Consider the following 22,908-nt stretch of genomic DNA (forward strand, 5'->3'; position numbering starts at 1 on the left):
GGACTATTCGCATGACCGGTCGCAACACTGCACCTGACACCCTTTCAGCCGATGACACCTGGACTCTGGCCAATGCCAAGGCGCGGTTGTCCGAGGTGATCGATCGAGCTCAAGCGGGCCCGCAGGTCATCACGCGGCACGGCAAGCCCAACGCGGTTGTCGTCTCCGCTGAGGAATGGGCGCGCAAGACCACACGCAAAGGCACGCTGGCCGAATTCCTGCTGGCCTCGCCGCTGCGCGGCACCGATCTTGAGCTCGATCGGGTGCACGATGAACCACGCGACGACTTGCCGTGAATCTCTTGCTCGATACCAATGTGCTGTCGGAAGTTCAGCGTCCCGCGCCTTCGCCGAAAGTTCTGGCGTTTCTGGATACGATCGATGAGGACCGTACGTTCATCAGCGTCGCGTCGATCGCCGAGCTTCGCCGCGGCATCGCGCTGCTGGAAGATGGCCGCCGGCGCGCCGCTTTGGCCGCGTGGCTTGCCCACGATCTGCCAGCACGATTTGCCGAACGCATCTTGCCGGTCGACCACGCGGTGGCTGAGCACTGGGGCGACTTGATGGCTCAGAGCCGCAAAAGCGGCGTTGCCTTGTCAGTCATGGACGGCTTCTTTGCGGCGACCGCACTTGCGCACCACCTCACGCTCGTCACGCGCAATGTGAAAGACTTTGCGGCGTTCGGCGTCCCACTCCTCAATCCGTGGGACGATGTCTAGGATCTATCTCAGCCGCACCACCGGCGCGGCTTCCGGTGCCGCGTCCTGCACCTCGGCCGGCGCATCGTCGATGTCCGCGCCCTTCGGCAGCGCTTCCACCACTTCGATGCCCTTGCTGTGGCAGATGGTGGCGAGGCGCTCGGGCAGCTCCTGGTCGGTGACGAAGGTCTGGATCTGCGTCATGTGGGCGATGCGCACCGGCGCGCTGCGGCGCAGCTTGGTGGAATCGGCAACCAGCATGACGCTGCGGGCATTGGCGATGATGGCCTGTGCGACCTGCACCTCGCGATAGTCGAAGTCGAGCAGCGCGCCCTCCTCGTCGATCGCGGACGCACCGATGATGGCGTAGTCGACCTTGAACTGGCCGATCAGCTGCGTCGCGGTCGAACCGACCACGGCGCCGTCGGCGCGCCGCACCGTGCCGCCGGCGACCACGACCTCGATGCGGGGATGGCGGTAGAGCAGCATCGCGACGTTGAGATTGTTGGTGATGACGAGGAGATCCTCGTGCGAGGTCAGCGCGCTCGCGACCTCCTCCGTCGTGGTGCCGATATTGATGAAGAGCGAGCAGCCGTTCGGGATCAGCGAGGCGGCTGCGGCTCCGATCGCCTTCTTCTCGTCGGCGGCAACGAAGCGGCGCGCCTCGTAGGCGAGGTTCTCGACGCCGGAGGCGATGATGGCGCCGCCATGGATGCGGGTCAGCGATCTCCGCTCGCAGAGATCGTTGAGATCCTTGCGGATGGTCTGCGCCGAGACCTCGAAGCGGCGCGCGAGCTCCTCGACCATGACGCGGCCCGAGGCGCGCGCGATGTTGAGGATTTCGGCTTGGCGATGGGTCAGTCCGGTCACGGCAAGGGCCTCACATCAGGAAGCTGCATGGTGCGGCGGTTCGCGCCTGCGGTCAATGCGCACGCCGATCACGGTTAACGGACGAGGCGGTGCTCACCATGCCATGGCGGCGGCAAGGCGCGCGAGCAGATCCGGGTCGTCGAAGGCGCTTGCAGAGGCGACGGCGCCGGCCCCGACAAGATCGTCATGGCTGAGGCTGGTCCGGATTCCGATCGTGGGAATGCCGGCGGCGGCGGCCGATTGCACGCCGGTGCGGGAATCCTCGAACGCAACCGAGGATGCGGCACTGCCTCCGACGAAGCGCAGCCCTTCCTGATAGGGCAGCGGATGCGGCTTGCCGTAGGGCAATTCGTCGCCGATCACGATCGCCCTGAACCGCTCGGTGATGCCGAGGCCCGACAGCAGCAGCTCGGCGTTGAGACGCGGCGCATTGGTGACGGCGACCATGGGAACGCCGGCGGCGTCCGCGCGGTCGAGCAGCGCCATCAGACCCGGCAACGGTTCGACCTGTCCGGCCACGAGCGTGCGGAAGATCTCCTCCTTCTCGGCGAGAATCGCGGCGCGCCGCTCCGGCGTTTCGTCGGGCAGAAAGCGGTCGCCGATCGAGACATTGGCGAAGCCCTGCAGCTCTCTGGAGAACCGCGCGTGGTCGAACACATGGCCGTGCGGCCCCAGCACCTCGTTGAACGCCTTGAGATGCAGCGGGTCGGTGTTGGCGAGCGTGCCGTCGATGTCGAACAACAACGCCCTGCCGATTGCTTCGATCATTTCCCTACTTTCCAAGTCCGCGACGCATCAATGCGGAAGACGTATCAATACGGGCTCGAACGCGCAACGATGCATCGACATGACGACGATGCGCCACTCGACAAAGCCGCGCGCGGCTGCAACACTCCTTGCAAGACCAAAAAGGAGGAAACGATGATCAACCGACGCGACCTTGCTCTCTCGACTCTCGCCGTCTCCGCGCTTGCGCTCACGGCACCGGCGCTCGCCGCCTCGGCAGACGAAGAGGCGGTGGCGAAGAAGGTCGAGGCCTTCCGCCTCGCCCAGATCGCAGCCGACCCGAAGGCGCTCGGCGCGCTGTGCTGGGACGATCTCAGCTACAGCCATTCCAGCGGCAAGGTCGAGGACAAGGCGACCTTCATCGCCAACGCCACCGACGGCAAGTCGAAATTCCTCTCGATCGAATACAAGGACCCGACCATCAAGGTCGTCGGCCCTGCCGCCATCGTGCGGTTCCATTGCCTGGGGGAACAGGAAATGGCGGCCGACGGGAAGAAAGTATCGACCAATCTTCACATCCTGATGAACTGGCAGAAGCAGGGCGACGAATGGAAGCTGCTGTCGCGGGCGGCGACGAAGCTGTGATGGCAGTTCTTCCCCTCTCCCCTTGCGGGAGAGGGTGGCTCGCCGCGCAGCGGCGAGACGGGTGAGGGGTCTCTCTCGGCGAGCAGATCTCTCACAATTGGATTCGCGGATAGAACCCCTCATCCGGCTTCGCGCCACCTTCTCCCACAAGGGGAGAAGGAAAGGCAGATGTGTGCTCGGCAAAAAATTCCGGCCTCGCGCTACGCGCGCCCCGAAATGACGGCAGTTACGCCGCTTCCTTCACATCGCCGTTAATCAGCTTGCGCGCGGCGCGCTCGGCTTCGCGGGCGTTGCGAAAAAGCTGGCCTTCGAGGCGATTGAAGCGGTGGGATGAGGCGAAGAAGCAGTAGCCTCCCTGAGAACGAACGACGATACCTGCGGTCTGCGAGTTGACTTCGATAATGTAGCTGTCCGGCATGGTCCGTGGATTCCTCAGTGCGGGCAAATAACGGTGCTCCTGCCCAAAGGTTCCCCAGGCATTTGAGGCCGTTTCCACCCCGAATCGACACGCAATTGAGTACGCCGAGACCTCATCCGTTTTATGACTGGTTCTTGACTGGTTCTTGGCGAAGCCGAGATAATGATGGCTTACTGGCGCCGCGTCGCGCGCGATTACGTCGCGATCGTCGCGTCGGTTGCGCGAACCGCTTGCGGACGGCCGTGCTCGTCGATCGAGACGTAGGTGAAATTGCCGTCGGTGACGAGGAACGGATGCTCCTCGCCGCGCCGCAGCGCCCAGGCTTCCAGATGCGCGGTGAGGGAGGTCCGTCCGACGCGGACGAGATTTGCATAGACCGAGACGAGATCGCCGACATAGACCGCCTTGCGAAAATTCATCGCCTCGATCGCGACCGTCACTGTCCGCGACTTCGCGACCTTCGAGGCAAACACGCCGCCGCCGACGTCCATCTGGCTCAACAGCCAGCCGCCGAAGATGTCGCCGTTGGCGTTGGTGTCGGCCGGCATCGCCAGCGTGCGGATGCAGAGATCGCCGCGCGGCCCGGTATTCGCCTGTTCGTTCATACTTCTCTCACTTGAAACTGTCCCAGCCCGGATCGGGCGCGAACCGTTCGCCGAACCTCTCGGCGAGCCCGCGCAAGGTGGATACGACATTCTCCACACCACGCGTGCGCGCATAGTTCAGCGGACCGCCGCGGAACGGTGCATAACCCGTGCCGAAGATCATGGCGCCATCGACAGCGTCGGCATCATCGACGATGCCTTCGCGCAGGGCAGCAACGCAGACGTTGGACATCGGCAGCACCAGGCGGTCGACCATCTGGTCGGTGACGCGCGGACCGGTCTCGGGGAGCGGCGCCTTCTCCGCCTTGCCGTCCTTCCAGGTGTAGAAGCCCTTGCCGGTCTTGCGGCCGAGCTCGCCCCTGGCGACCTTGTCGCGCAGCCAGGCCGGCGTCGGCGGCAAGAGATCGCCGAACTTGGTGCGCAGCATGTCGCCGACGTCGAGGCAGATGTCGAGCCCGACCTGATCGGCGAGCTCGATCGGTCCCATCGGCATGCCGAACTGCTCCGCCGCGGCGTCGATCAGGCGCTGGTCGATCTTCTCGTCCAGCATCACCATCGCTTCCAGCATGTAAGGGGTCAGCGCGCGGTTGACGAGGAAGCCGGGCGAGCTCTTCACAGGTAGCGGCAGGCGATCGATCGCACCGACGAAAGCGAGCGCGTCTTTCAATATCTGCGCCTCGTTGCCGTCGTGACTGACGACTTCGACCAGTTGCAATCGCGACACCGGATTGAAGAAATGCAGGCCGACCAGCCGCTCCGGCCGCGCCAGCGTGGTGCGCAGGTCCTGGAGCGGAATGCTCGACGTGTTGGTCGCAAGGAGTGCGCCCGGCTTCATCCGCGGCTCCAGCCCGGCATAGACCTTCTGCTTCAGCTCGAGCTTTTCCGGGACCGCCTCGATGATGAGATCGGCGTTACGCACGCCGTCCCCGTTCATGTCGGGGATGAGGCGATCGAGTGCGTCGCGGACCTCGATCGGCTTGCGGATGATCTTGCCGTAGAGTTCGGCAGCGCGCTTCACCGTACCCGCGATCGGTTCGGCCTTCATGTCGGCGAGCGAGACCCGCAACCCCTGCCCGGCTACCCAAGCTGCGATATCGCCGCCCATGGCGCCGGCGCCGATGACGTGGACATGCTTGATGGTATTGCCGCTGCCCGCCGCCTTCTTCATCTGCTCGCGCAGGAAGAACACGCGGATCAGGTTCTGCGCGGTCGGCGTCACCATCAGCTTGGCGAAGGATGCCTGCTCCGCCCTCAGCATCGCGGCCTTGCTGCCGCCATGGGTCTCCCAGAGGTCGATCAGCGCGTAAGGCGCCGGATAGTGCTCGCGGGAGGCGGCCTTGGCCGCCTCCGAGCGCATGCGCTTGGCCAGCAGGCCGCGGACCAGCCCGAGATTGGCGGCGCGCACGAGCAGGCCGGGCTTGGCCCGCTTCAGCCGCCCGAACAGAGCGTCCTTCACAGCGCCCCTGACGTGGCGCTCCTGCGTGACGGCATCGACGAGGCCGAGCGCCTTGGCCCGGCGCGCATCGATGGTGCGGCCAGTCAGCATCAAGGCCATGGACTGGGTCGGATTGACCAGCGCGGTGAACCGCGCGGTGCCGCCGAGGCCGGGGTGCAGACCGAGCATCACCTCCGGGAAGCCGAAGCGCGCACCGTCGATCGCGATGCGGGATTGGCAGGCCAGCGCAACCTCGAGCCCGCCGCCAAGGCAGAAGCCGTGGATCACGGCGACGGTCGGCAGCTTCAACGCCTCCAGATGATCGACCACGGCGTGCGCGGCGCGGATACGGGTCTCGACCATGCCGGCATCGGAGGCACCGCGGAATTCGTTGACGTCGGCGCCGGCAATGAAGCCCGACGGTTTTGCCGAGCGGATCACCAGGCCAGCCGGACGCTCGGTCTCGATCGCCGCGAGCACCGCGTCGAACTCCTCCATGACGTCGGAGGACAGCGTGTTGGCACTTGCGTCGGTGCGGTCGAACAGCAGCCAGGCGACGCCGTCGGCGTCGCGCGTCAGCTTGAAGTGCTTGTACGGGCTGTCCGGCGCGGGCCGGGGCCCGAGCTCCAGGACCCGCTCGCCGAGCGCGGTCATGATCTTGGAATCCATGGTCACACCGCCTCGATCAGCATGGCCCCGCCAAGACCGCCACCGATGCATTCGGTGGCGACGCCACGGCGCGTACCGAGCCGCTTCATCGCGTTGACGAGATGCAGCACGATGCGGTTGCCGGAGGTGCCGACGGGATGACCGAGCGAGATGGCACCACCGTCGACGTTGAGCTTGTCGCGGTCGATCTCACCGGCCGCACCGTCGAGACCGAGGATCTCGCGGCAAAATTTGTCGTCGTTCCAGGCCGCGAGACAGCCGAGCACTTGTGTGGCAAAGGCTTCGTTTAGCTCCCAGGTCTCGACGTCCTTGATGGTGAGGCCGTTGCGCTGGAGCAGCGGCGTCGCGGACATCACCGGCCCGAGCCCCATGATGCCAGGATCGAGCGCCGCCCAATGGCTGTCGACGATCGCGGCCTTCGGCGTCAGCTTGTGCTTCGCCACCGCCGCGTCGGAAGCCAGGATCACCCACGAGGCGCCGTCGGTGATCTGCGAGGAATTGCCGGCCGTGACCTGGCCCCAGGGCCGCTCGAACACCGGCCGGAGTTTCGCGAGCGTCTCCGCCGTGGAGTCCGGCCGCACGCCATCGTCATGGTCGAAGTACTTGCCGTCGCGCGCGAACGCCGTCTCGACCTCGCCTTTCAGATAGCCCGCGCCTTGCGCCTGCGCGAGGCGGCGATGGCTCTCGGCTGCGTAGGCGTCGGACTGGGCGCGCGTGATGCCGAAGAGATGGCCGACGACCTCGGCGGTCTGGCCCATGTTCAGATCGGTGATCGGATCGGTCAGCCCGCGCTCCAGGCCGATGACCGGCTTGAGATCGCGGGGGCGGAGCTTGAAGGCCGCGGCGAGCTTCGCGGCCACGCCCTTGGCGGTGGCAAGGCCGGCGAACCAGCGCACGCCCGAATTGGGCCAGACCAGCGGCGCGTGGCTCAGCGCCTCGGTGCCGCCCGCCAGGATCATGTCGGCATGGCCCTCGCGAATGTAGCGATAGGCGGTGTCGATCGACTGCATGCCGGAGCCGCAATTGATCTGCACGGTGAAGGCGACCATGTCCTCGCCCATGCCGAGCCGGAGCGCGGCAACCCGGGCCGGGTTCATCTCGTCTGCGATGACGTTGACGCAGCCGAGAATGACCTGGTCGAAACTATCGGGCGCAAACGGCTGGCGCGCCAGCAGCGGCCGGCCGCATTGCACGGCGAGATCGACCGGCGTGAACGGTCCGGGCCCCGAGCGCGCCTTCAGAAACGGCGTCCGGCTGCCGTCGACGATGAATACCGGTCGTGCCATCAGCCCGCCGCCCTTTGCTCACCGAGTTCCTGGAAGAACTGATGCACATTGACGGTTTTCTTGTAAATCGGCGACAGCGCCTCCGGCGCAAAATCATCGACCTCGATCACTTTTGTGACGGCTTCATGAGCAGCAGCCAGTTGCTCGCCTTCGGCCTGCGTGATCACGCCCCTGCTGACGGCATCCTTCCAGTCGCGGATATGCGCGGCGCGCATGCGCCTGGCGATAGCCTCAGTGCCGGTAGCCAGCTTGAACGCACGCTCCAGCCGGGCGAAGCCGCCGTCGTCATCGACGTAAGCCAGATCCGGTGTCAGGCGCTCGCGCGCGGCCGAGAGCTCCAGCACCAGGCTCGCACATTCGTGCACGACGCGGTCGGACGGGCCGAGCACGCGGGCGCCGAACGGCTGAACCACGAGCTTGAGGACGCCGGCGACGAAACGGTTGGGCAGGTTGGCGAGGATTTCGGCGAGGCGGTTCTCGATGGTCCTGAAACCGCTCGCCATGCACCATTCCAGCGCGGCAAAGTCCTGCTTCTGCCGGCCCTCGTCGTGCCAGCGCTTCAGCGCCGCCGAGAGCAGATACAGCTCGGACAGGATGTCGCCGAAGCGCGCCGACAGCATCTCCTTGCGCTTGAGCGCGCCGCCGAGCGTCAGCAGCGCCATGTCGGCGCAGAGCGCAAACGCCGCCGAATAGCGCGAGAGCTGGCGGTAGAATGGCGTGGCGTCGCCCGCATCCGGGGCAAGCGCGAAGGCGCCGAAGGTCCAGCTCCGGCCGAAGGCACGAAACAGCGTCCGAAAACTGTGGCCGACATGCTTCCAGAAGGCCTTGTCGAACGCAGTGAGGCCACGCTCGCGATCGGTGTCGGCGAGTGCATTCATCTCGTCGAGCAGATAGGGATGCGCGCGGATCGCGCCCTGCCCGAACACGATGAGATTGCGCGTCAGGATGTTGGCGCCCTCGACCGTGATCCCGACAGGAACGGCGCGGTGCAGATTTCCAAGATAGTTTTGCGGACCGTCGATGACGGCCTTGCCGCCGTGGATGTCCATGGCATCATCGATCGCGGTGCGCATCCGCTCGGTCGCATGCAGCTTCATGATGCCGGAGATGACGGCAGGATGGACGCCGGCATTCAGCGCCGCGCAAGTCAGCCGGCGCGCCGCGTCGAGCTGGTAGGCGGTCGCGACGATACGTGCGAGCGGCTCCTCGACGCCTTCGAATTTGGAGATGGAGATGCCGAACTGCTCGCGGATGCGGGCATAGGCGCCGGTGGTGCGCGCTGCATAGGCTGCACCCGCGGCCGAGAGCGACGGCAGCGAGATGCCGCGGCCGGCGGCAAGCGCGGTCATCAGCATCTTCCAGCCCTGCCCCAGTCGCGCCTGGCCGCCGATGACATAGTCGAGCGGAATGAAGACGTCGCGGCCCCGGTTCGGGCCGTTCTGGAACACCTGCATCGACGGCAGATGGCGCTGGCCGATCTCGACGCCGGGCAAATCGGTCGGGATCAGCGCGACGGTGATGCCGAGCTCTTCCTGATGGCCGACGAGATGATCGGGATCATAGGCCTTGAAGGCGAGTCCGAGCAGTGTCGCGACCGGTCCCAGCGTAATGTAGCGCTTGTGCCAGTTCAGCCTGAGCCCGAGCACCTCGCGGCCTTCGAACTCGCCCTTGCAGATGATGCCGCTGTCGACCATCGAGGCGGCATCGGAGCCGGCCTCGGGGCTGGTGAGGCCGAAGCAGGGAATGTCGCGGCCGTCGGCGAGGCGCGGCAGCCAGCGCTCCTGCTGCTCTTTCGTGCCGAAGCGCATCAGGAGCTCGCCGGGCCCCAGCGAGTTCGGCACCATCACCGTCACCGCAGCTGCGATCGAGCGGGTCGAAATCTTGCGCACCACCTCGGAATGGGCATAGGGCGAGAAGCCGAGGCCGCCGAACTCCTTCGGGATGATCATGCCGAAGAATTTCTCGCGCTTGACGAAGTGCCAGACGTCCTGCGGCAGGTCCCGCCATTCCCAGAAAATCTTCCACTCGTCGAGCATGGCGCAGAGCTCGTCGACGGGACCGTTGAGAAAGGCCCGCTCCTCCTCGGTCAATTTGGCTGGCGCAATTTTCAGCAGTTTCGACCAGTCAGGGTTGCCGGTGAAGAGATCGGCGTCCCACCAGACGTCGCCCGCCTCCAGCGCCTCGCGCTCGGTGTCGGACATCGCCGGCAGAACGCCGCGCGCCCAGGAGAAGATCGGCTTGGTCAGGGTGTCGCGGCGGAAGCTCATGGCGGACCTCATGCATCGGCGCGGTTATCGGGCATTTTAGCGGAAACTGGCTGGCGGAGGCGAACACTTCGCCTGCAAAATTGACGCGGCCGTGCGGCCCCGGACCATAACGGCCAGGGTGCGACGGCAGTTCCGGGAGGGATGAGGAGCGGTAGCTCGGATGGAGCGCAGCGCAATCCGGGAAAGTCTATCCGTGGTAACAATCCCGGATTTCGCTGCGCTCCATCCGGGCTACGGCAGCGACCGGGTCAGTCCGGCCGCACCATCTCGAACATGTTTTCCGGCTTGATCTCGAAATAATCGCCGCGGCGGCCGGCGCGGACGATCGGGCGGGCGGCGGCGGTCTGGTAGACGCCGTCCTTGATCATGGCCTTGTCGATGTGCACGGCGACGACCTCCCCCAACGTCAGCCAGGCGTCGGCCTCCTTGCCGTCGGCGCCCTTGAGGCGGATGATGTCCGACACCTTGCATTCGAAGGCGACCGGACTTTCGCCGACGCGCGGCACGTTGACGAGCTTGCCGGGCACGGCGGTGAGCCCCGCAAGCTTGAACTCGTCGACCTCCGGCGCGACATGCGCAGCGGTCGCATTCATGTGCTTGGCAAGGTCCATCGTGGCGAGATTCCAGACGAATTCGCCGGTCTGCTGGATGTTCTCCACCGTGTCCTTCCAATTGGTGGAGGAGAAGCCGATGATCGGCGGCACGTAGCAGAAAGCGTTGAAGAAGCTGTAGGGCGCGAGGTTGACGTGGCCCTTGCTGTCGCGGGAGGAGATCCAGCCGATCGGCCGCGGCGCGATGATGGCGTTGAAGGGATCGTGCTTGAGGCCGTGGCCCTTGGAGGGCTCGTAGAAGTAAAGGTCTTTGTCGGTCACGCGGGTGCTTCCTTTGCGTCATTGCGAGCGCAGCGAAGCAATCCAGAAATCCCCCCGCGGAGACAGTCTGGATTGCTTCGCTGCGCTCGCAATGACGGAGTTTGTTGATCCGTCCTGGCCGCCTCGAGCGGGTCAGCCCGCTGCTTATAGAGGAAAATCCGCCGCCTCGTCAGTGGCGCGGCGACAGACCGGCGATGACGAAATCGATCATCTGGTCGATGTTCGGGCCCGGCTTGGTGGCGCACTGGGCGATCATCTGGGGATGGAAGAACCGCATCATCGCGGTGCAAGCGCACAGCGAGGCCAGCTGGAGGTCCTTCGTCTCGAACTCGCCGGAGGCCACGCCTTGCGCGATCATCTGGCCGACGACGCCGGCGATGCACTCCATATGGTTGACGCAGACCTCCCAGTCCTCCTGCATCGCGATCTCGACCATCTCGTGCAGCTTGTTGTCGCCGACATAGCGCTCGGTGTTCATGCGATGGATGGTGGTGAGGAGCTCGCGGAAGCGCTCCGGCACCGGGCCGGGCCTTGCCACGATCCGCTGCGCTTCGAGCTCGACCTCGCCCATGAGGGAGCGGGCCACCGCCTGATGGATCGCCTTCTTCGATTCGAAGAAGCGATACACGTTGGCGGGGCTCATCCGGAGCTCCTTGGCGATGTCACCCACCGTGGTCTTCTGGTAGCCGATCTGGCGGAACAGCCGCTCGGCCACCTCGAGGATACGATCCCGGGTGTCGCCTTCGATATGTTCCGAAACAAGGGCCATCAGTCAGGACTCATCGCTCAGCACTTCATCTCACCTATTCAGCCGCTTCAGCAAGCGGAATAGCTGAATGCTCATCGCTCCCATGCTGCGGCGCGGTAGGCCGTTCGGGGATACCTGCCTCGTCCAAGCTTTTCCTGAACCACAGCGCGTAGAGGCCCGGCAGATACAGGAGCGTGAGGAAGGTCGCCACGAACAGGCCGCCCATGATGGTGATCGCCATCGGACCCCAGAACGCCGAGCGCGACAGAGGAATCATGGCAAGGATGGCGGCGAGCGCCGTCAGCACCACGGGCCGGGCGCGGCGGACGGTGGCCTCCACGATCGCCTCGCGCCGGGGCAGGCCGTGGGAGACGTCGGTCTCGATCTGGTCGACCAGGATGACCGTGTTGCGCATGATCATGCCGGCGAGCGCGATCAGGCCGAGCAGCGCCACGAAGCCGAACGGGGCATTGGCGACGTTGAGGCCGAGCGAGGCGCCGACGATGCCGAGCGGCGCGGTCAGGAACACCAGGATCAAGCGCGAGAAGCTCTGCAGCTGGATCATCAGCAGCGTCAGCATCACCATGACCATCACCGGGAAGAGGATGAAGATCGAGGCGTTGCCCTTGGCGGACTCCTCGAACGCGCCGCCCGGCTCGATCCGGTAGGCCGGCTCGAGGTGATCCATGATCGGCTTCAGCTTCGGCGTGATCTGGTTGGTGACATCGGGCGCCTGCACGCCGTCGACGACGTCGGAGCGCACCGTGATCGCCATGTCGCGGTTGCGCCGCCACATGATCGGCTCCTCGTGGGCGTACTCGATCTTGGCGATCTGCTGCAGCGGCACGGCGACGCCATTGCGCGAGGTGATGGTGAGATCGCCGACGCCGCCGAGGTCGAGCCGCTCGGACGGGATCGCACGGGCGACCACGCCGACCTTCTCGATGCCGTCGCGCACGGTCGTGACCTGCGAGCCGGAAATCAGCATCGCCAGCGCCTGCGAGACGTCCTGCGGCGTCAGGCCCATGGCACGGGCGCGGTCCTGATCGACGACGAGCTTAAGGTAGGGCGACTGCTCGTTCCAGTCGAGCTGGACGTCCTTGACGCTCTTGTTCTGGCGCATGACGTCGCGGACCTGGTAGGCGATCTCACGCACCTTGTTGGCGTCGGGGCCGATCACGCGGAACTGGACCGGGAAGCCGACCGGAGGACCGAAATTGAAGCGGTCGACGCGCACGCGCGCCTCGGACAGGAACCCCTCGGCAGCGGCGTTCTCGATCTTGGCCTTGATGCGCTCGCGCGCCTCGACGCCCTTGGCGACGATGACGATCTCGGCGAAGGCCTCGTTCGGCAGCTGCGGATTGAGGCCGAGCCAGAAGCGCGGCGAGCCCTGGCCGACATAGGACGTATAGGTCTCGATGTCCTTGTCGTCCTTGAGCAACGTCTCGGCCTTCTTCACCGCCTTTTCGGTGACGTTGAAGGCCGTGCCCTCGGGCAGGCGCAGCTGGAAGAACAGCTCGGGCCGCTCCGACAGCGGGAAGAACTGCTGCTGGACCTGGCCGAAGCCGACGATCGAGGCGACGAAGACGCCGACGGTCGCGACCACCACGGTGATGCGGTGGTTGACACACCATTTCACGATGGCGCGCAGGCCGCGGTACATGCGGGTCTCGTAGACCGCATGCGGATCGTGGTTGTGGTGCGCCTTCATCTCCGGCAGCAGCTTGACGCCGATATAGGGCGTGAAGATCACCGCCACGAACCAGGAGGCGACCAGCGCGATCGCCACGATCCAGAAGATGCTGCCGGCATATTCGCCGACCGCGGAATTGGCAAAGCCGATGGGGAGGAAGCCAGCGGCCGTGACCAGCGTTCCCGTGAGCATCGGAAACGCAGTAGATTCCCAGGCAAAGGATGCCGCACGCATGCGGTCCCAGCCCTGCTCCATCTTCACCACCATCATCTCGACCGCGATGATGGCGTCGTCGACGAGCAGGCCGAGCGCGATGATCAGGGCGCCCAGCGTGATGCGGTGCAGGTCGAGCGACATCGTGTTCATGACGATGAAGACGATGCCGAGCACCAGGGGCACCGACAGCGCGACCACGATGCCGGTGCGCCAGCCCAGCGCCAGGAACGAGACGAACAGCACGATGACGAGCGCTTCCATGAAGGAATGAACGAACTCGCCGACGGCATGCTCGACCACCTTGGGCTGATCGGCGATCAGCTTGACGTCGATGCCCTGCGGCACCGCCTTCATGAAGTCCGCGGTCGCCTTCTCGACCTCCTTGCCGAGCTCGAGGATGTTGGCACCCTTGGCGGTGACGACGCCGATGCCGATCGCCGCCTTGCCTTCCTGGCGGACGACAAAGCTCGGCGGATCGACATAGCCGTGGGTGACGGTGGCGATGTCCCCCAGGCGGAACACGCGGCCGTTGCTCTCGACCGGCGTTTCGGCCACGGCCTTGGCACCGTCGAGCGCGCCGGTGACGCGCAGCGGCACGCGCTGCGAGGAGGTCTCGACCGTGCCGGCGGGAGTGACGTTGTTCTGCTTGGCAAGCGAATCGAACAGCGCCTGCGGCGTGATGCCGAGGGTGGCGAGCTTGGCGTGGCTGAACTCGACGAAGATGCGCTCGTCCTGGTTGCCGTAGACGTCGACCTTGGTCACGCCGGGCACCTTGAGCAGGCGCTGGCGGAAGCCTTCCGAAACCTTCTTGAGCTGGGCGTAATCCGCGCCGTCACCGGTCATCATGTAGAGGATGGAATCGACGTCGGAGAACTCGTCGTTGACGACGGGTCCCAGAATGCCCGACGGCAGCTGGCCCTGCACGTCGACCAGCTTCTTGCGCAGGAGATAGAAGAGATAAGGCACTTCCTTCGGCGGCGTGTTGTCGCGGAAGGTGACCTGGAGCGCGGTGAACGCGGGCTTGGAATAGGTCTGCACCTTCTCGAAATAGGGCAGCTCCTGGATCTTCTTCTCGATGGGATCGGCGACCTGCGTCTGCATCTCCTGCGCGGTCGCGCCCGGCCAGATCACGGAGACGTTGACCACCTTCACCGTGAAGAACGGATCCTCGGCGCGGCCGAGCTTCTCATAGGAGAAGAAGCCGGCGACACCGAGAATGATCATCATGAAGAGAACCAGCGTCGGATGGCTGACGGCCCAGGCCGAAAGGTTGAAGCGCTTCATCGCTCTCTCCGAAAAGACGATCCAATTACCAAAGACACGACAGCCATTCCGTTCAAACCGTCGTCGCGAGGCAGCGAAGCAATCCAGGGGGCTGGGCAGGTTCTGGATCGCTTCGCCGCTTCAGCCCAAGCATTTGCGCCGGGGCCGAAACTCGCCTTGCAACGAGGAACTCGTAAGCCGAATTTAGAAAGACAGTGACGACACGACCCGCACCCGCTGGCCCGGATCGAGCTTCTGCACGCCGAGGGCGACGATCTTGGCGCCCTCTTCCACGCCGCCGGTGATGACGACGTCGTTGCTCTCGTAGGACTTCACCGTCACCGGCTTCAGGGTGAGCGCGCCATTGTCGTCGACGACGTAGAAGGACGGCTTGCCGCCTTCGTTGAACAGCGCCGACAGCGGCAGCCGCGCGACGCGCTCGGTCGCGGCGTCCGACAGCGTCAGCGTCGCGGTCATGCCGAGCGAGACCTTGTCGTCGGCCTCGGGCAGCGAGAATTTCGCAAGATAGGTGCGCGTGGCCGGATCGGCCGCCGGCGCGATCTCGCGCAGCTTGGCCGCATACTTCTTGCCCGGCTCGGACCAAAGAGTGACGCTGGCGACGCCCGACTTGGCGCGTCCAACCAGCGTCTCAGGGATCGCGACGACCGCTTCCTTCTCGGCAAAGCGGGCGACACGGATCGAAGCCTGGCCCGCGGCAACCACCTGGCCGGGCTCGATCAGCGTTGCGGTGACGACGCCACGGGCGTCGGCGTTGAGCGTCGCGTAGGAAAGGGAGTTCTTGCTCAATTCGAGCGCGCGCTCGGCCCGGTTCAGGCGGGCGCGGGCTTCGTCCGCGGCGGCGCGGCTCGAATCCATCTGCGCATCCGTGGTCCAGCCCTTGGCCTTGAGATCCTTGGCACGTTGCTCGGCGGCGGCGGCCTGGGCCAGCACGCCGGTGGCGGCGGTCTGCTCGGCCAGCGCCTGCTCGGCCTGCAGCTTCAAATCGACCTCGTCGAGGGTGGCGAGCGGCTGGCCGACCTCGACGGTCTGGCCGACCTCCACGAGGCGCTTGGCAACCTTGCCGGCAACGCGGAAGCCGAGATCGCTCTCGATCCGCGGCCTGACGGTGCCGACGAAGCTGCGCTCCGGGGTCTCAGCTTCATAATGCGCGGTTGCGACCAGAACCGGCCGCGGCGGCTCGGCCTTCTCCGCGACGGTGTCATTGCACCCGGCCAGCGTCGCGGCCATCAGGGCCAGCGCCACGCCTGCCAACAGCCTGGAATAGCTCGATAAAACCAACCGGACGAACATCGAAGGACACTCCTGCATCTCGACTGGGAGGAATGTCGACTAATCACTGATAAAAGTCAATAATCGTCAGTCATCAGGAATCCGTGATCGTTAAGGGGTGGTAAGAGAGGGGGTTGGATGGCAACAGAGGAGGCGAAGTCGCGCTCGCTCGTGCCCCGGACGCAGCGCAGCGTCTCTTCGACGGTGCGCTGCTGAGCCGGTTCCCATAATGCGCCGGGTTCGCTGTCCCTGGGTCCCGGCTCTGCGCTGCAACGCTTGTACGTTGCAGCTTGTCCGGGACACACCGAGCCTAGGGAAAGATGGTGGGCACGGCGCGAAGAGCGCGCCTTTGCCTCCCCTACGCAATTACCCCGCTACCGCCCCTGCCCGGCGAACTCGTGCTTGCTGTCATGGCCGCCGACAAACACCAGGATGCCGGCGAGGAGCGGCAGCACGGCGAGTACGAGCAGGCCGGTCGAAGTCTGGCCCGTGGCTTCCTTGACCCAGCCGATCAGATACGGCCCGCCGAAGCCGGCGAGGTTGCCGATCGAGTTGATCAGGGCGATGGCGCCGGCGGCCGCGGTGCCCGACAGCCAGGCGGTCGGCAGGGTCCAGAACACGCCGAAGCAGCAGAACACACCGATGGCCGCCACCGTCAGCACCACCATCGTCATGGTCGGGTCGGTCAGGTAGCTGGAGACGGCGAGCGCCACGGCGGTGAGCAGCAGCGGCGCGCCGACATGCATGACGCGCTCGCGCGTCGCATCGGAGTGCCGCGCCCACAGGATCATGGCGATGGTGCCGAACAGGTACGGGATCGCAGTGACGAAGCCGGTCTGGGCGTTGGTGAGCCCGAACGCCTTGACGATCTGCGGCAGCCAGAATTGCATGCCATAGAGCGCCCCGACGAAGCCGAAATAGATCAGGCTGAGCGCGATCACCTTGGGCGAGGACAGCGCTTCGCCGAGCGAGACATGCTTCACCGCCTGCTTGGCCGCGATCTCCGCATCGAGCTTCGCCTTGAGCCAGGCCTTCTGCTCGGCCGACAGCCAGTCCGCCTTCTCCGGCCTGTCGGTCAGATAGAACCAGGTGACGATGCCGAGCAGCACGGAGGGGATGCCCTCGATGATGAACAGCCACTGCCAGCCCTTCAATCCCATCAGGCCGTCGAGCCCGAGCAGGAGGCCCGAGATCGGCGCACCGATTACGGTCGAGACCGGCACCGCGATGGCGAAAGCCGCCAGGAAGCGGGCGCGATATTCTGCCGGATACCAGTAGGTGAGGTAGAGGATGATGCCGGGGAAGAAGCCGGCCTCGGCGACGCCGAGCAGGAAGCGCAGGACGTAGAAGCTCGTCACGCCGCTGACCATCGCCATCAGCGCCGAGATGATCCCCCAGGTCACCATGATACGGGCGATCCAGCGGCTCGCGCCGAATTTCTCCAGCGCGAGGTTGCTCGGAACCTCGAAGATGAAATAGCCGATGAAGAAGATGCCGGCGCCCCAGGAGAAGATCAACGGCGTGAACTTCAGATCGGCATTCATGGTCAAAGCGGCGAAGCCGAGATTGACGCGGTCGAGATAGGAGAAGAAATAGGCCAGCACCAGGAAGGGAATCAGGCGCCAGGAAATGGCGCGGATCGTCGACGTTTCGATTTCGCTCTTGACGTTCCTGGCGCCGCCGGCGGAACCGGCATGGATGGTGGTCTGGCTCATGGCTTCCCCCTTGGTTGTTGCTTTTGTGGGCGAGTGGCGGTTTTGAGCATCGCGGGCGAAGAGTCAATGGAGCGAGCAATGCATGGGGCGCAGCCGGATCAAGCCATTGCGCCGATGCAGAAGGCGATGATCCGCGCCGCTCTCGCGCTGATCGTCATCGCCTGCGGGCTGTCGTTGCGCTGGTACGGCTTTCCGCTCGGCCTCCCCGCTTTCGTGGTGAAGTATGGCGGCTCGCTATTGTGGGCCACGATGGTGTTTCTGCTGGTCGGAGTCTTGCTGCCGCGACTCACGCGGACGCAGATTGCAGCGCTCGCGGCGATCATCGCGATCGCCGTGGAATTCTCCCGCCTGGTGCATGCGCCGTGGCTCGACGCATTCCGCCTGACGACCGCCGGCGCGCTGATCCTGGGGCGAATCTTCTCGCTGTGGAATCTGGTGGCGTATCTGGTCGGAATCGGGCTCGGCGTGTGGATCGATCGTCTCGCCGGGATGCGCGGTCTCGTAGGGTGGGCAAAGCGAAGCGTGCCCACCACAAGCAGCTGGTGGACACGGCGCTAACGCGCCTTTGCCCACCCTACGCGACCGATGCTTTGCAATTCACTCCGCGAGCTGAAACCGCTCGAAGCGATCGAGCTCCTCCTCGATCCGCTGCTTCAGCGCCGTGCGGCCCGCCGTCTTCTTGCCCTGTCCGACCCAGGTCCATTTCTGCATCAGGAGCTTCTTCGCCTGCCGGTCGGTCTTCATATCGAGCGCGGCGACGATCTCGTCGCCGACCAGCACGGGCAGCGCGAAATAGCCGAGCTTGCGCTTGGCCTTCGGCACATAGGCTTCGAACAGATGATTGTAGCCGAAGATGAGATTGGTGCGCTTGCGCTGGATGATCAGGGGATCGAACGGCGAGAGGATGTGGACCAGGTCGGGCGAGACCGCCTCACTGCCCGGCTCGAGCACAGCCGGCGCCGCCCAATGCTCCTGCTTGCCGGCGCCGTCGAGCGCGACCGGCACGAGCTCGCCGCGGCGGACGCGGGAAGCGATCAGGCCGGCCACCGCCTTCTTGCGCGGGGCGTCGAGGTGGCAGATCGAATCGAGGCTCACCACACCTTGCGACCGCAACGCGCGGTCGAGCTGATAGGTCGTGATCTCCCTTGCCGAGGCAGGCCTTGGCAGCCTGTCCCAGCCGAAATGGCGCGTCATCAGCTCGTAGGTCTTGAGCATGCCCTGCCGCTCGCTGATGGTGACGGCGCCGGTATAGAAGGCCAGCTGCAACGCCCGCTTGGAGGGCTTGCGGCTCTGCCACAGATGCTCCTTCTCAACGAGCACGTCATCCTCGATGTCGCGGATCGTCAGCGGACCGGCCCGCAGCAGCCGCATCACCTTGCGCATGTCGGCGGGCTTCACCGAGGCGAACCATTTGTGCCCCTCGCGCCGATGCTCGCGCATCGCCGGCAGGAAGAAACGGAAGTCGCCGGTCGGCACGTAGGAGAGCGCGTGGGTCCAATACTCGAACACGCTTCTGTCGGCGCTCTGGGCATGGCGCAGATCGGCGCGGCGATAGGACGGGATCCGGCTGAACAGAATGTGATGATGGCAGCGTTCGATGACGTTGATGGTGTCGATCTGCACATAGCCGAGATGAGCGACCGCATCCGCGACGGCCTGTGCTCCCTCGCCGAACGGGGTGCGCTCATCCAGCCGCTGAGCATGCAGCCAGATCTGCCGGGCCTGTCTCGTGGTGAGGGGATGGGGTCTGGGTGTGCGTGACATTGCAGAATGCAATGTAGCGAGATTCGCGCGCAGGCAAACAATCGAGGCAAAGAAAACCGCGCTGCCATCTACTGGCAGCGCGGCCGGTCGACAAACGCGGACTATTTGGCGCTCATCTTCTGCATCTTCATGTAGTGCTTGCAGGCGCCGCGCATATTGGCTTTGCTCATCTCGGAGTTGGCCGAAGCCATTTCCTTCGCCATCGCCTGCTTGGACGGCGAATCCACGGTTCCCATCGCGGTGATCGACTTGCCCATCGCTTCGCCCGTGCAGGGCTGCATCTTGGCTGCGAAAGCCGGCGATGCCGAAAACGCGGCGAGCAGAACGACCGAAAGCAAGATCTTCATCTAGTGTCTCCTCCGTAGAGCGAAACCGGCGCCATGCCGGTCAACACGACAGCCATTCTTTAGCGACAAGTTTGCAGGGAGAAGACATTTTCGTTGCTGCGCCGCAGCGCAAGCCCGCTGTCAGCGTGCGACTTTTGGGCGCTCCCCCCGCGGCTGCCGGTAGCGACCTCCGGCTCAGGCACATTGCCCGGTCCGGCGGGCCACTGCGGGAGTCCGTCTCCCGGCAAAGAGCCCGCGCCCTCAACGTGATTTCAATCATACCGGACCTGCCGCGGTGTGAACCTGTCCCGCGCAGAATGCGACCACTGCGATTGGGACGATCGGCTCCGCTGCCGGAGGGTCCGCGAAACCTGCCGGTTCACCGCCCGAAAGCCGGAAAATATGCGAGAACAGGCCTGGAAGCGCTGTCGGCCACCGTGACCAAGATCACATCCGGGGCTTTGAACCTGCCCTATGCTCGCAGCATCAAATCGCTATCAGGCGTAACAGCGAGGATACGACAATGACCCGTTTTGATAAATTCTTTGGACTGAAGGCGATTGCTCTTTCCGCAGCCCTGTCGATGACGACGGGCCTGGCTCTGGCCGGCGACAGCAATGTCTCCACTGACAAGATCCTGGATGCACTGAAGCCCAAGCCGGCAACCCGCGGCCTGTCCGTCGGTCCGCAGACCGACACGACCGCGCAAGCCAAGGAAGCGACCTTCCTGAACACGGTGCGCAACCGTTCGACCCGGTCGCTCTCGACGGGTGAGCGCGAGCAGATCGCCGAGCTTGCGGCGACCAAGCCGAAGATCGACCTGGAAATCCAGTTCGACTACAACTCGGCCGATATCGCCAAGACCTCGATGCCCTCGGTGCAGGCGCTCGGCAAGGCGCTGTCCGATCCGGCGCTGAAGGGCTCGACCTTCGTGGTCGCCGGCCACACCGACGCGACCGGCGGCGAACAGTACAATCAAGGCCTCTCCGAACGGCGCGCCGACACCATCAAGAAGTACCTGGTGCAGAACTACGGCCTCAACGGCAACGATCTCGTCACGGTCGGCTACGGCGAGACCAAGCTGAAGGATACCGCCAACGGCTCCGACGCCGTCAACCGCCGCGTCCAGGTCGTCAACATGGACACCAAGACCGCGTCGAAGTAACTCGCCATCATCGCGCGAAACACGCCGCCTGCCGCAACCCGGCAGGCGGCGATGTCATATCCAGCTCTGGAACAGCATCAGCCGGTTGAAGCTCCGCATCGAGGTGCCGATAAAGGCCGCCGAGATCGGCAGCATGATTGCAAAGCCGATCGCCGAAACGCCGACATAGGCCCACAGCAGCCAGCGCGGCAGGCCGCCCCGGCGCAGCACATAGACCAGCGCGAGCGAGGCCGCCGTGGCGGCGGGCAGATAGTAGTAGATGAAGCCCAGCGTGCGCGGCAGCAACGCCCACGCGAGCCACGGGCCGACATAGAACGCCGCGATCAGGAATGCATCCCAGCGGCGCTCGACGACGAAATCGCGCAGCACGACGACGAGCGCGAGCAAAGCCGGCCACAGAACCAGCGGATTGCCGAGGAACACCACCGCGGAGACGTTGTCTTCCGCCATCTTGTCGAACAGGAACCAGACCGGCCGCGCCAGCAGCGGCCACGACGGCCATGAACTCATGTAGGTATGCCCGGCAATCGCGGTCGTGGTGTTGTCGGTGAAGATCCGCCGCTGCGCCTCGATCAGCTCCGGCACCGACATCCCGTAGAGCGGAACGAAAGCGGCAAGGTAGGCCACACCGGGCAGAACCGCGAAGCACAGCGCGACATGATGCAGCCGGAGGCCGGGCCAAAGGTCCGGTCGATACCAATCGTCCGCTTTGGCGTCGGCGAACAGCGTGCGCCAGCCCTGCATCAGGCGGATCACGGCGACGATGACGATGCAGACGCCGAGCGGAAACAGGCCGCTCCATTTGCAGGCCGCAGCAAGGCCGAACAGGCTGCCCGCGAGCGCGAACAGCGCCTGCGGTCGCTCTCGTCGAAACCCGTGCATGAAGGCGGCCGTCGCGAGCAGACCGAAGCCGAGCGCAAAGATGTCGAGCATGGCGATGCGCGCCTGCACGTACAGCATCTGGTTCAGCCCCGCGATCAGCGCCGCGGCGATCGCGGGGCCTTGCGCCGAGAACAGCGCGAGGCCGCACAGATAGATCGCGACGATCGCCAATGCGCCGAACAATGTCGCGGGATAGCGCCAGCCAAGCGCGTTGTCGCCGAAAACCGCGATCGAGGCCGCGATCAGCTCCTTGGCCAGCGGCGGATGCATCGGATTGAGCATCGGCTGCGACATCGCCGGCGCCAGCATCTGCCGCGCCGCCGGCACGTAATGCACCTCGTCGAAGACGAACTTTTCCGGCGTCGTCAGTCCGATCAACAGCGCGAGATGCGCGACCAGGAAAATCGCGACAGCAATGACTGCGCTCCGCGACATCTTTGGAACTACGGATGATTGAAGCGGCTGCTGAGGGGCTGTTTTGCGTGTCAAATTTGCGTCACCGCGGACAAAAATGAAAGCTTCGTTTTTCATTGAACGCATTCTGCCGCAACTGTCACTAAGCATGACGCACGTCCCGCGCCGCTTGTGATAATTCCGCCACATCACAAGCAAGCGCGATCCGGTACGATCAGGGACATATCGATCGGTTGCGAAATGAATTTGCGTTTCTGGCTTTTCTCCACCCTGCTGTCGGCCGCGTTGTGCACGGGTCCTTGCGCGCTGGCGCAGACGCGCGTCGGCGAAGCCGTCGTGATCCAGAACGAGGTGGTGCGCGTCGCTGCGACCACCACGCCGATCAATGTCGGCGACAGCATGCTGCGCGACGAGACCGTGCGCACCGGCGCCGATAGCGCGGCGCGCTTCGTGATGGCCGACAGCACCAATCTGTCGCTCGGCCCCAGCGCGACGCTGAAGCTCGATCGCACCGTCTTCAACGACGAGCGCAGCTATCGCGACGTCGCGATCCGCATGACCACCGGCGCATTCCGTTTCGTCACCGGACATTCCGATAAGTCCGCCTACAAGATCACGACGCCGCTTGCGACCATCGGCGTGCGCGGCACCACGCTCGACATCCTCTCGCAGCGCGGACGCTCCGTCGTCGTGCTTCAGGACGGCGCAGCCAGCGTCTGCACGAGAAGCGGCCAGTGCGTGCAGCTCACCCAGCCCGGCGACACCGCGATCATCACATCGACCGGCGGCAAGGTCGGCATCACCAAGTCCAGCACGCCGCCCTGGACCTTCGCCGCCAACTGCGCCGCAAGTGCCGGGCTATGCGCGGTGAACCAATATGCCGGCGCCTCGCCGACCATCACGCCCGCCGTCCACGACGACGGCATGCTGTGCGGGCGCTGA

21 protein-coding genes are annotated in these 22,908 nt (G+C 65.0%); 6 read left to right on the plus strand and 15 right to left on the minus strand.

Annotated elements, in window-relative coordinates; translation table 11 throughout:
- The first annotated feature begins 11 nt into the window (after positions 1–11).
- The gene (locus tag DCM80_RS02615) at positions 12–296 is read left to right on the plus strand and encodes a type II toxin-antitoxin system Phd/YefM family antitoxin (RefSeq protein ID WP_257195608.1); all 285 of its coding nucleotides are present in this window, start codon (positions 12–14) and stop codon (positions 294–296) included.
- Positions 293–718 (plus strand): type II toxin-antitoxin system VapC family toxin, encoded by a 426-nt coding sequence (locus DCM80_RS02620; protein ID WP_257176181.1) that lies wholly within the window; start codon positions 293–295, stop codon positions 716–718. The genes DCM80_RS02615 and DCM80_RS02620 overlap by 4 nt, the downstream gene beginning before the upstream one ends.
- Before the next feature lie 3 nt (positions 719–721).
- Here DCM80_RS02620 and DCM80_RS02625 read toward each other — a convergent pair whose 3' ends face one another.
- Together DCM80_RS02625 and DCM80_RS02630 are read right to left on the minus strand one after the other, a co-directional pair.
- Positions 722–1,567, minus strand: coding sequence for a DeoR/GlpR family DNA-binding transcription regulator (locus DCM80_RS02625; protein ID WP_257195610.1), 846 nt, complete (start codon positions 1,565–1,567; stop codon positions 722–724).
- Positions 1,568–1,660: 93 nt separating this feature from the next.
- Positions 1,661–2,335, minus strand: a complete 675-nt coding sequence (locus DCM80_RS02630; RefSeq protein WP_257195612.1) for an HAD family phosphatase — start codon at positions 2,333–2,335, stop codon at positions 1,661–1,663.
- Between the two features lie 153 nt (positions 2,336–2,488).
- Here DCM80_RS02630 and DCM80_RS02635 point away from each other — a divergent pair, with 153 nt between their 5' ends.
- On the plus strand, positions 2,489–2,938 hold the full coding sequence (locus tag DCM80_RS02635; protein ID WP_257195613.1) for a nuclear transport factor 2 family protein: 450 nt from the start codon (positions 2,489–2,491) through the stop codon (positions 2,936–2,938).
- Positions 2,939–3,164: 226 nt separating this feature from the next.
- On the opposite strand, the gene DCM80_RS02640 is transcribed toward DCM80_RS02635, so the two are convergent.
- The 10 genes from DCM80_RS02640 to DCM80_RS02685 all read right to left on the minus strand — a co-directional run bounded on the left by DCM80_RS02640 (position 3,165) and on the right by DCM80_RS02685 (position 17,415).
- Entirely contained in the window at positions 3,165–3,356 is a 192-nt protein-coding gene (locus DCM80_RS02640; RefSeq protein WP_008568616.1) for a hypothetical protein, read from the minus strand.
- A 194-nt stretch (positions 3,357–3,550) separates the two neighbouring features.
- Positions 3,551–3,961, minus strand: coding sequence for an acyl-CoA thioesterase (locus DCM80_RS02645; RefSeq protein ID WP_028134809.1), 411 nt, complete (start codon positions 3,959–3,961; stop codon positions 3,551–3,553).
- Between the two features lie 7 nt (positions 3,962–3,968).
- The gene (locus DCM80_RS02650; RefSeq protein WP_257195615.1) at positions 3,969–6,065 is read right to left on the minus strand and encodes a 3-hydroxyacyl-CoA dehydrogenase NAD-binding domain-containing protein; all 2,097 of its coding nucleotides are present in this window, start codon (positions 6,063–6,065) and stop codon (positions 3,969–3,971) included.
- Positions 6,066–6,067: 2 nt separating this feature from the next.
- Positions 6,068–7,351, minus strand: a complete 1,284-nt coding sequence (locus tag DCM80_RS02655) for an acetyl-CoA C-acetyltransferase (protein ID WP_257195616.1) — start codon at positions 7,349–7,351, stop codon at positions 6,068–6,070.
- Positions 7,351–9,618: an acyl-CoA dehydrogenase gene (locus tag DCM80_RS02660; protein WP_257195617.1), complete on the minus strand. Its 2,268-nt coding sequence runs from the start codon at positions 9,616–9,618 to the stop codon at positions 7,351–7,353. The genes DCM80_RS02655 and DCM80_RS02660 overlap by 1 nt, the downstream gene beginning before the upstream one ends.
- A 248-nt stretch (positions 9,619–9,866) precedes the next feature.
- Positions 9,867–10,490 carry a flavin reductase family protein gene (locus DCM80_RS02665; protein ID WP_257195618.1) on the minus strand — a complete coding sequence of 208 codons (624 nt, stop codon included), beginning with the start codon at positions 10,488–10,490 and terminating at the stop codon, positions 9,867–9,869.
- Positions 10,491–10,659: 169 nt separating this feature from the next.
- On the minus strand, positions 10,660–11,259 hold the full coding sequence (locus DCM80_RS02670) for a TetR/AcrR family transcriptional regulator (protein ID WP_028134804.1): 600 nt from the start codon (positions 11,257–11,259) through the stop codon (positions 10,660–10,662).
- A gap of 34 nt (positions 11,260–11,293) precedes the next feature.
- On the minus strand, positions 11,294–14,431 hold the full coding sequence (locus DCM80_RS02675; RefSeq protein ID WP_257195619.1) for an efflux RND transporter permease subunit: 3,138 nt from the start codon (positions 14,429–14,431) through the stop codon (positions 11,294–11,296).
- Between the two features lie 183 nt (positions 14,432–14,614).
- Positions 14,615–15,721 carry an efflux RND transporter periplasmic adaptor subunit gene (locus DCM80_RS02680; RefSeq protein ID WP_257195620.1) on the minus strand — a complete coding sequence of 369 codons (1,107 nt, stop codon included), beginning with the start codon at positions 15,719–15,721 and terminating at the stop codon, positions 14,615–14,617.
- A 353-nt stretch (positions 15,722–16,074) separates the two neighbouring features.
- The gene (locus DCM80_RS02685; RefSeq protein WP_257195621.1) at positions 16,075–17,415 is read right to left on the minus strand and encodes an MFS transporter; all 1,341 of its coding nucleotides are present in this window, start codon (positions 17,413–17,415) and stop codon (positions 16,075–16,077) included.
- Between the two features lie 78 nt (positions 17,416–17,493).
- Here DCM80_RS02685 and DCM80_RS02690 point away from each other — a divergent pair, with 78 nt between their 5' ends.
- The gene (locus DCM80_RS02690; RefSeq protein WP_257197860.1) at positions 17,494–17,973 is read left to right on the plus strand and encodes a DUF2809 domain-containing protein; all 480 of its coding nucleotides are present in this window, start codon (positions 17,494–17,496) and stop codon (positions 17,971–17,973) included.
- Positions 17,974–18,012: 39 nt separating this feature from the next.
- On the opposite strand, the gene DCM80_RS02695 is transcribed toward DCM80_RS02690, so the two are convergent.
- The gene (locus tag DCM80_RS02695; protein ID WP_257195622.1) at positions 18,013–19,179 is read right to left on the minus strand and encodes a winged helix-turn-helix domain-containing protein; all 1,167 of its coding nucleotides are present in this window, start codon (positions 19,177–19,179) and stop codon (positions 18,013–18,015) included.
- A 101-nt stretch (positions 19,180–19,280) separates the two neighbouring features.
- Positions 19,281–19,526, minus strand: a complete 246-nt coding sequence (locus DCM80_RS02700) for a hypothetical protein (protein ID WP_257195623.1) — start codon at positions 19,524–19,526, stop codon at positions 19,281–19,283.
- A gap of 502 nt (positions 19,527–20,028) precedes the next feature.
- Here DCM80_RS02700 and DCM80_RS02705 point away from each other — a divergent pair.
- Entirely contained in the window at positions 20,029–20,670 is a 642-nt protein-coding gene (locus DCM80_RS02705) for an OmpA family protein (protein ID WP_257195625.1), read from the plus strand.
- Between the two features lie 54 nt (positions 20,671–20,724).
- Here DCM80_RS02705 and DCM80_RS02710 read toward each other — a convergent pair whose 3' ends face one another.
- Entirely contained in the window at positions 20,725–22,155 is a 1,431-nt protein-coding gene (locus tag DCM80_RS02710) for a glycosyltransferase family 39 protein (protein ID WP_257195626.1), read from the minus strand.
- 51 nt (positions 22,156–22,206) lie between these two features.
- On the opposite strand from DCM80_RS02710, the gene DCM80_RS02715 reads away from it, so the two are divergent.
- A complete protein-coding gene (locus DCM80_RS02715; RefSeq protein ID WP_257195627.1) occupies positions 22,207–22,908 on the plus strand; it encodes a FecR domain-containing protein in 702 nt (233 codons plus the stop codon).

It is taken from the genome of Bradyrhizobium sp. WBOS08, assembly GCF_024585125.1.
In the GTDB taxonomy this organism is placed as follows: domain Bacteria; phylum Pseudomonadota; class Alphaproteobacteria; order Rhizobiales; family Xanthobacteraceae; genus Bradyrhizobium; species Bradyrhizobium japonicum_B.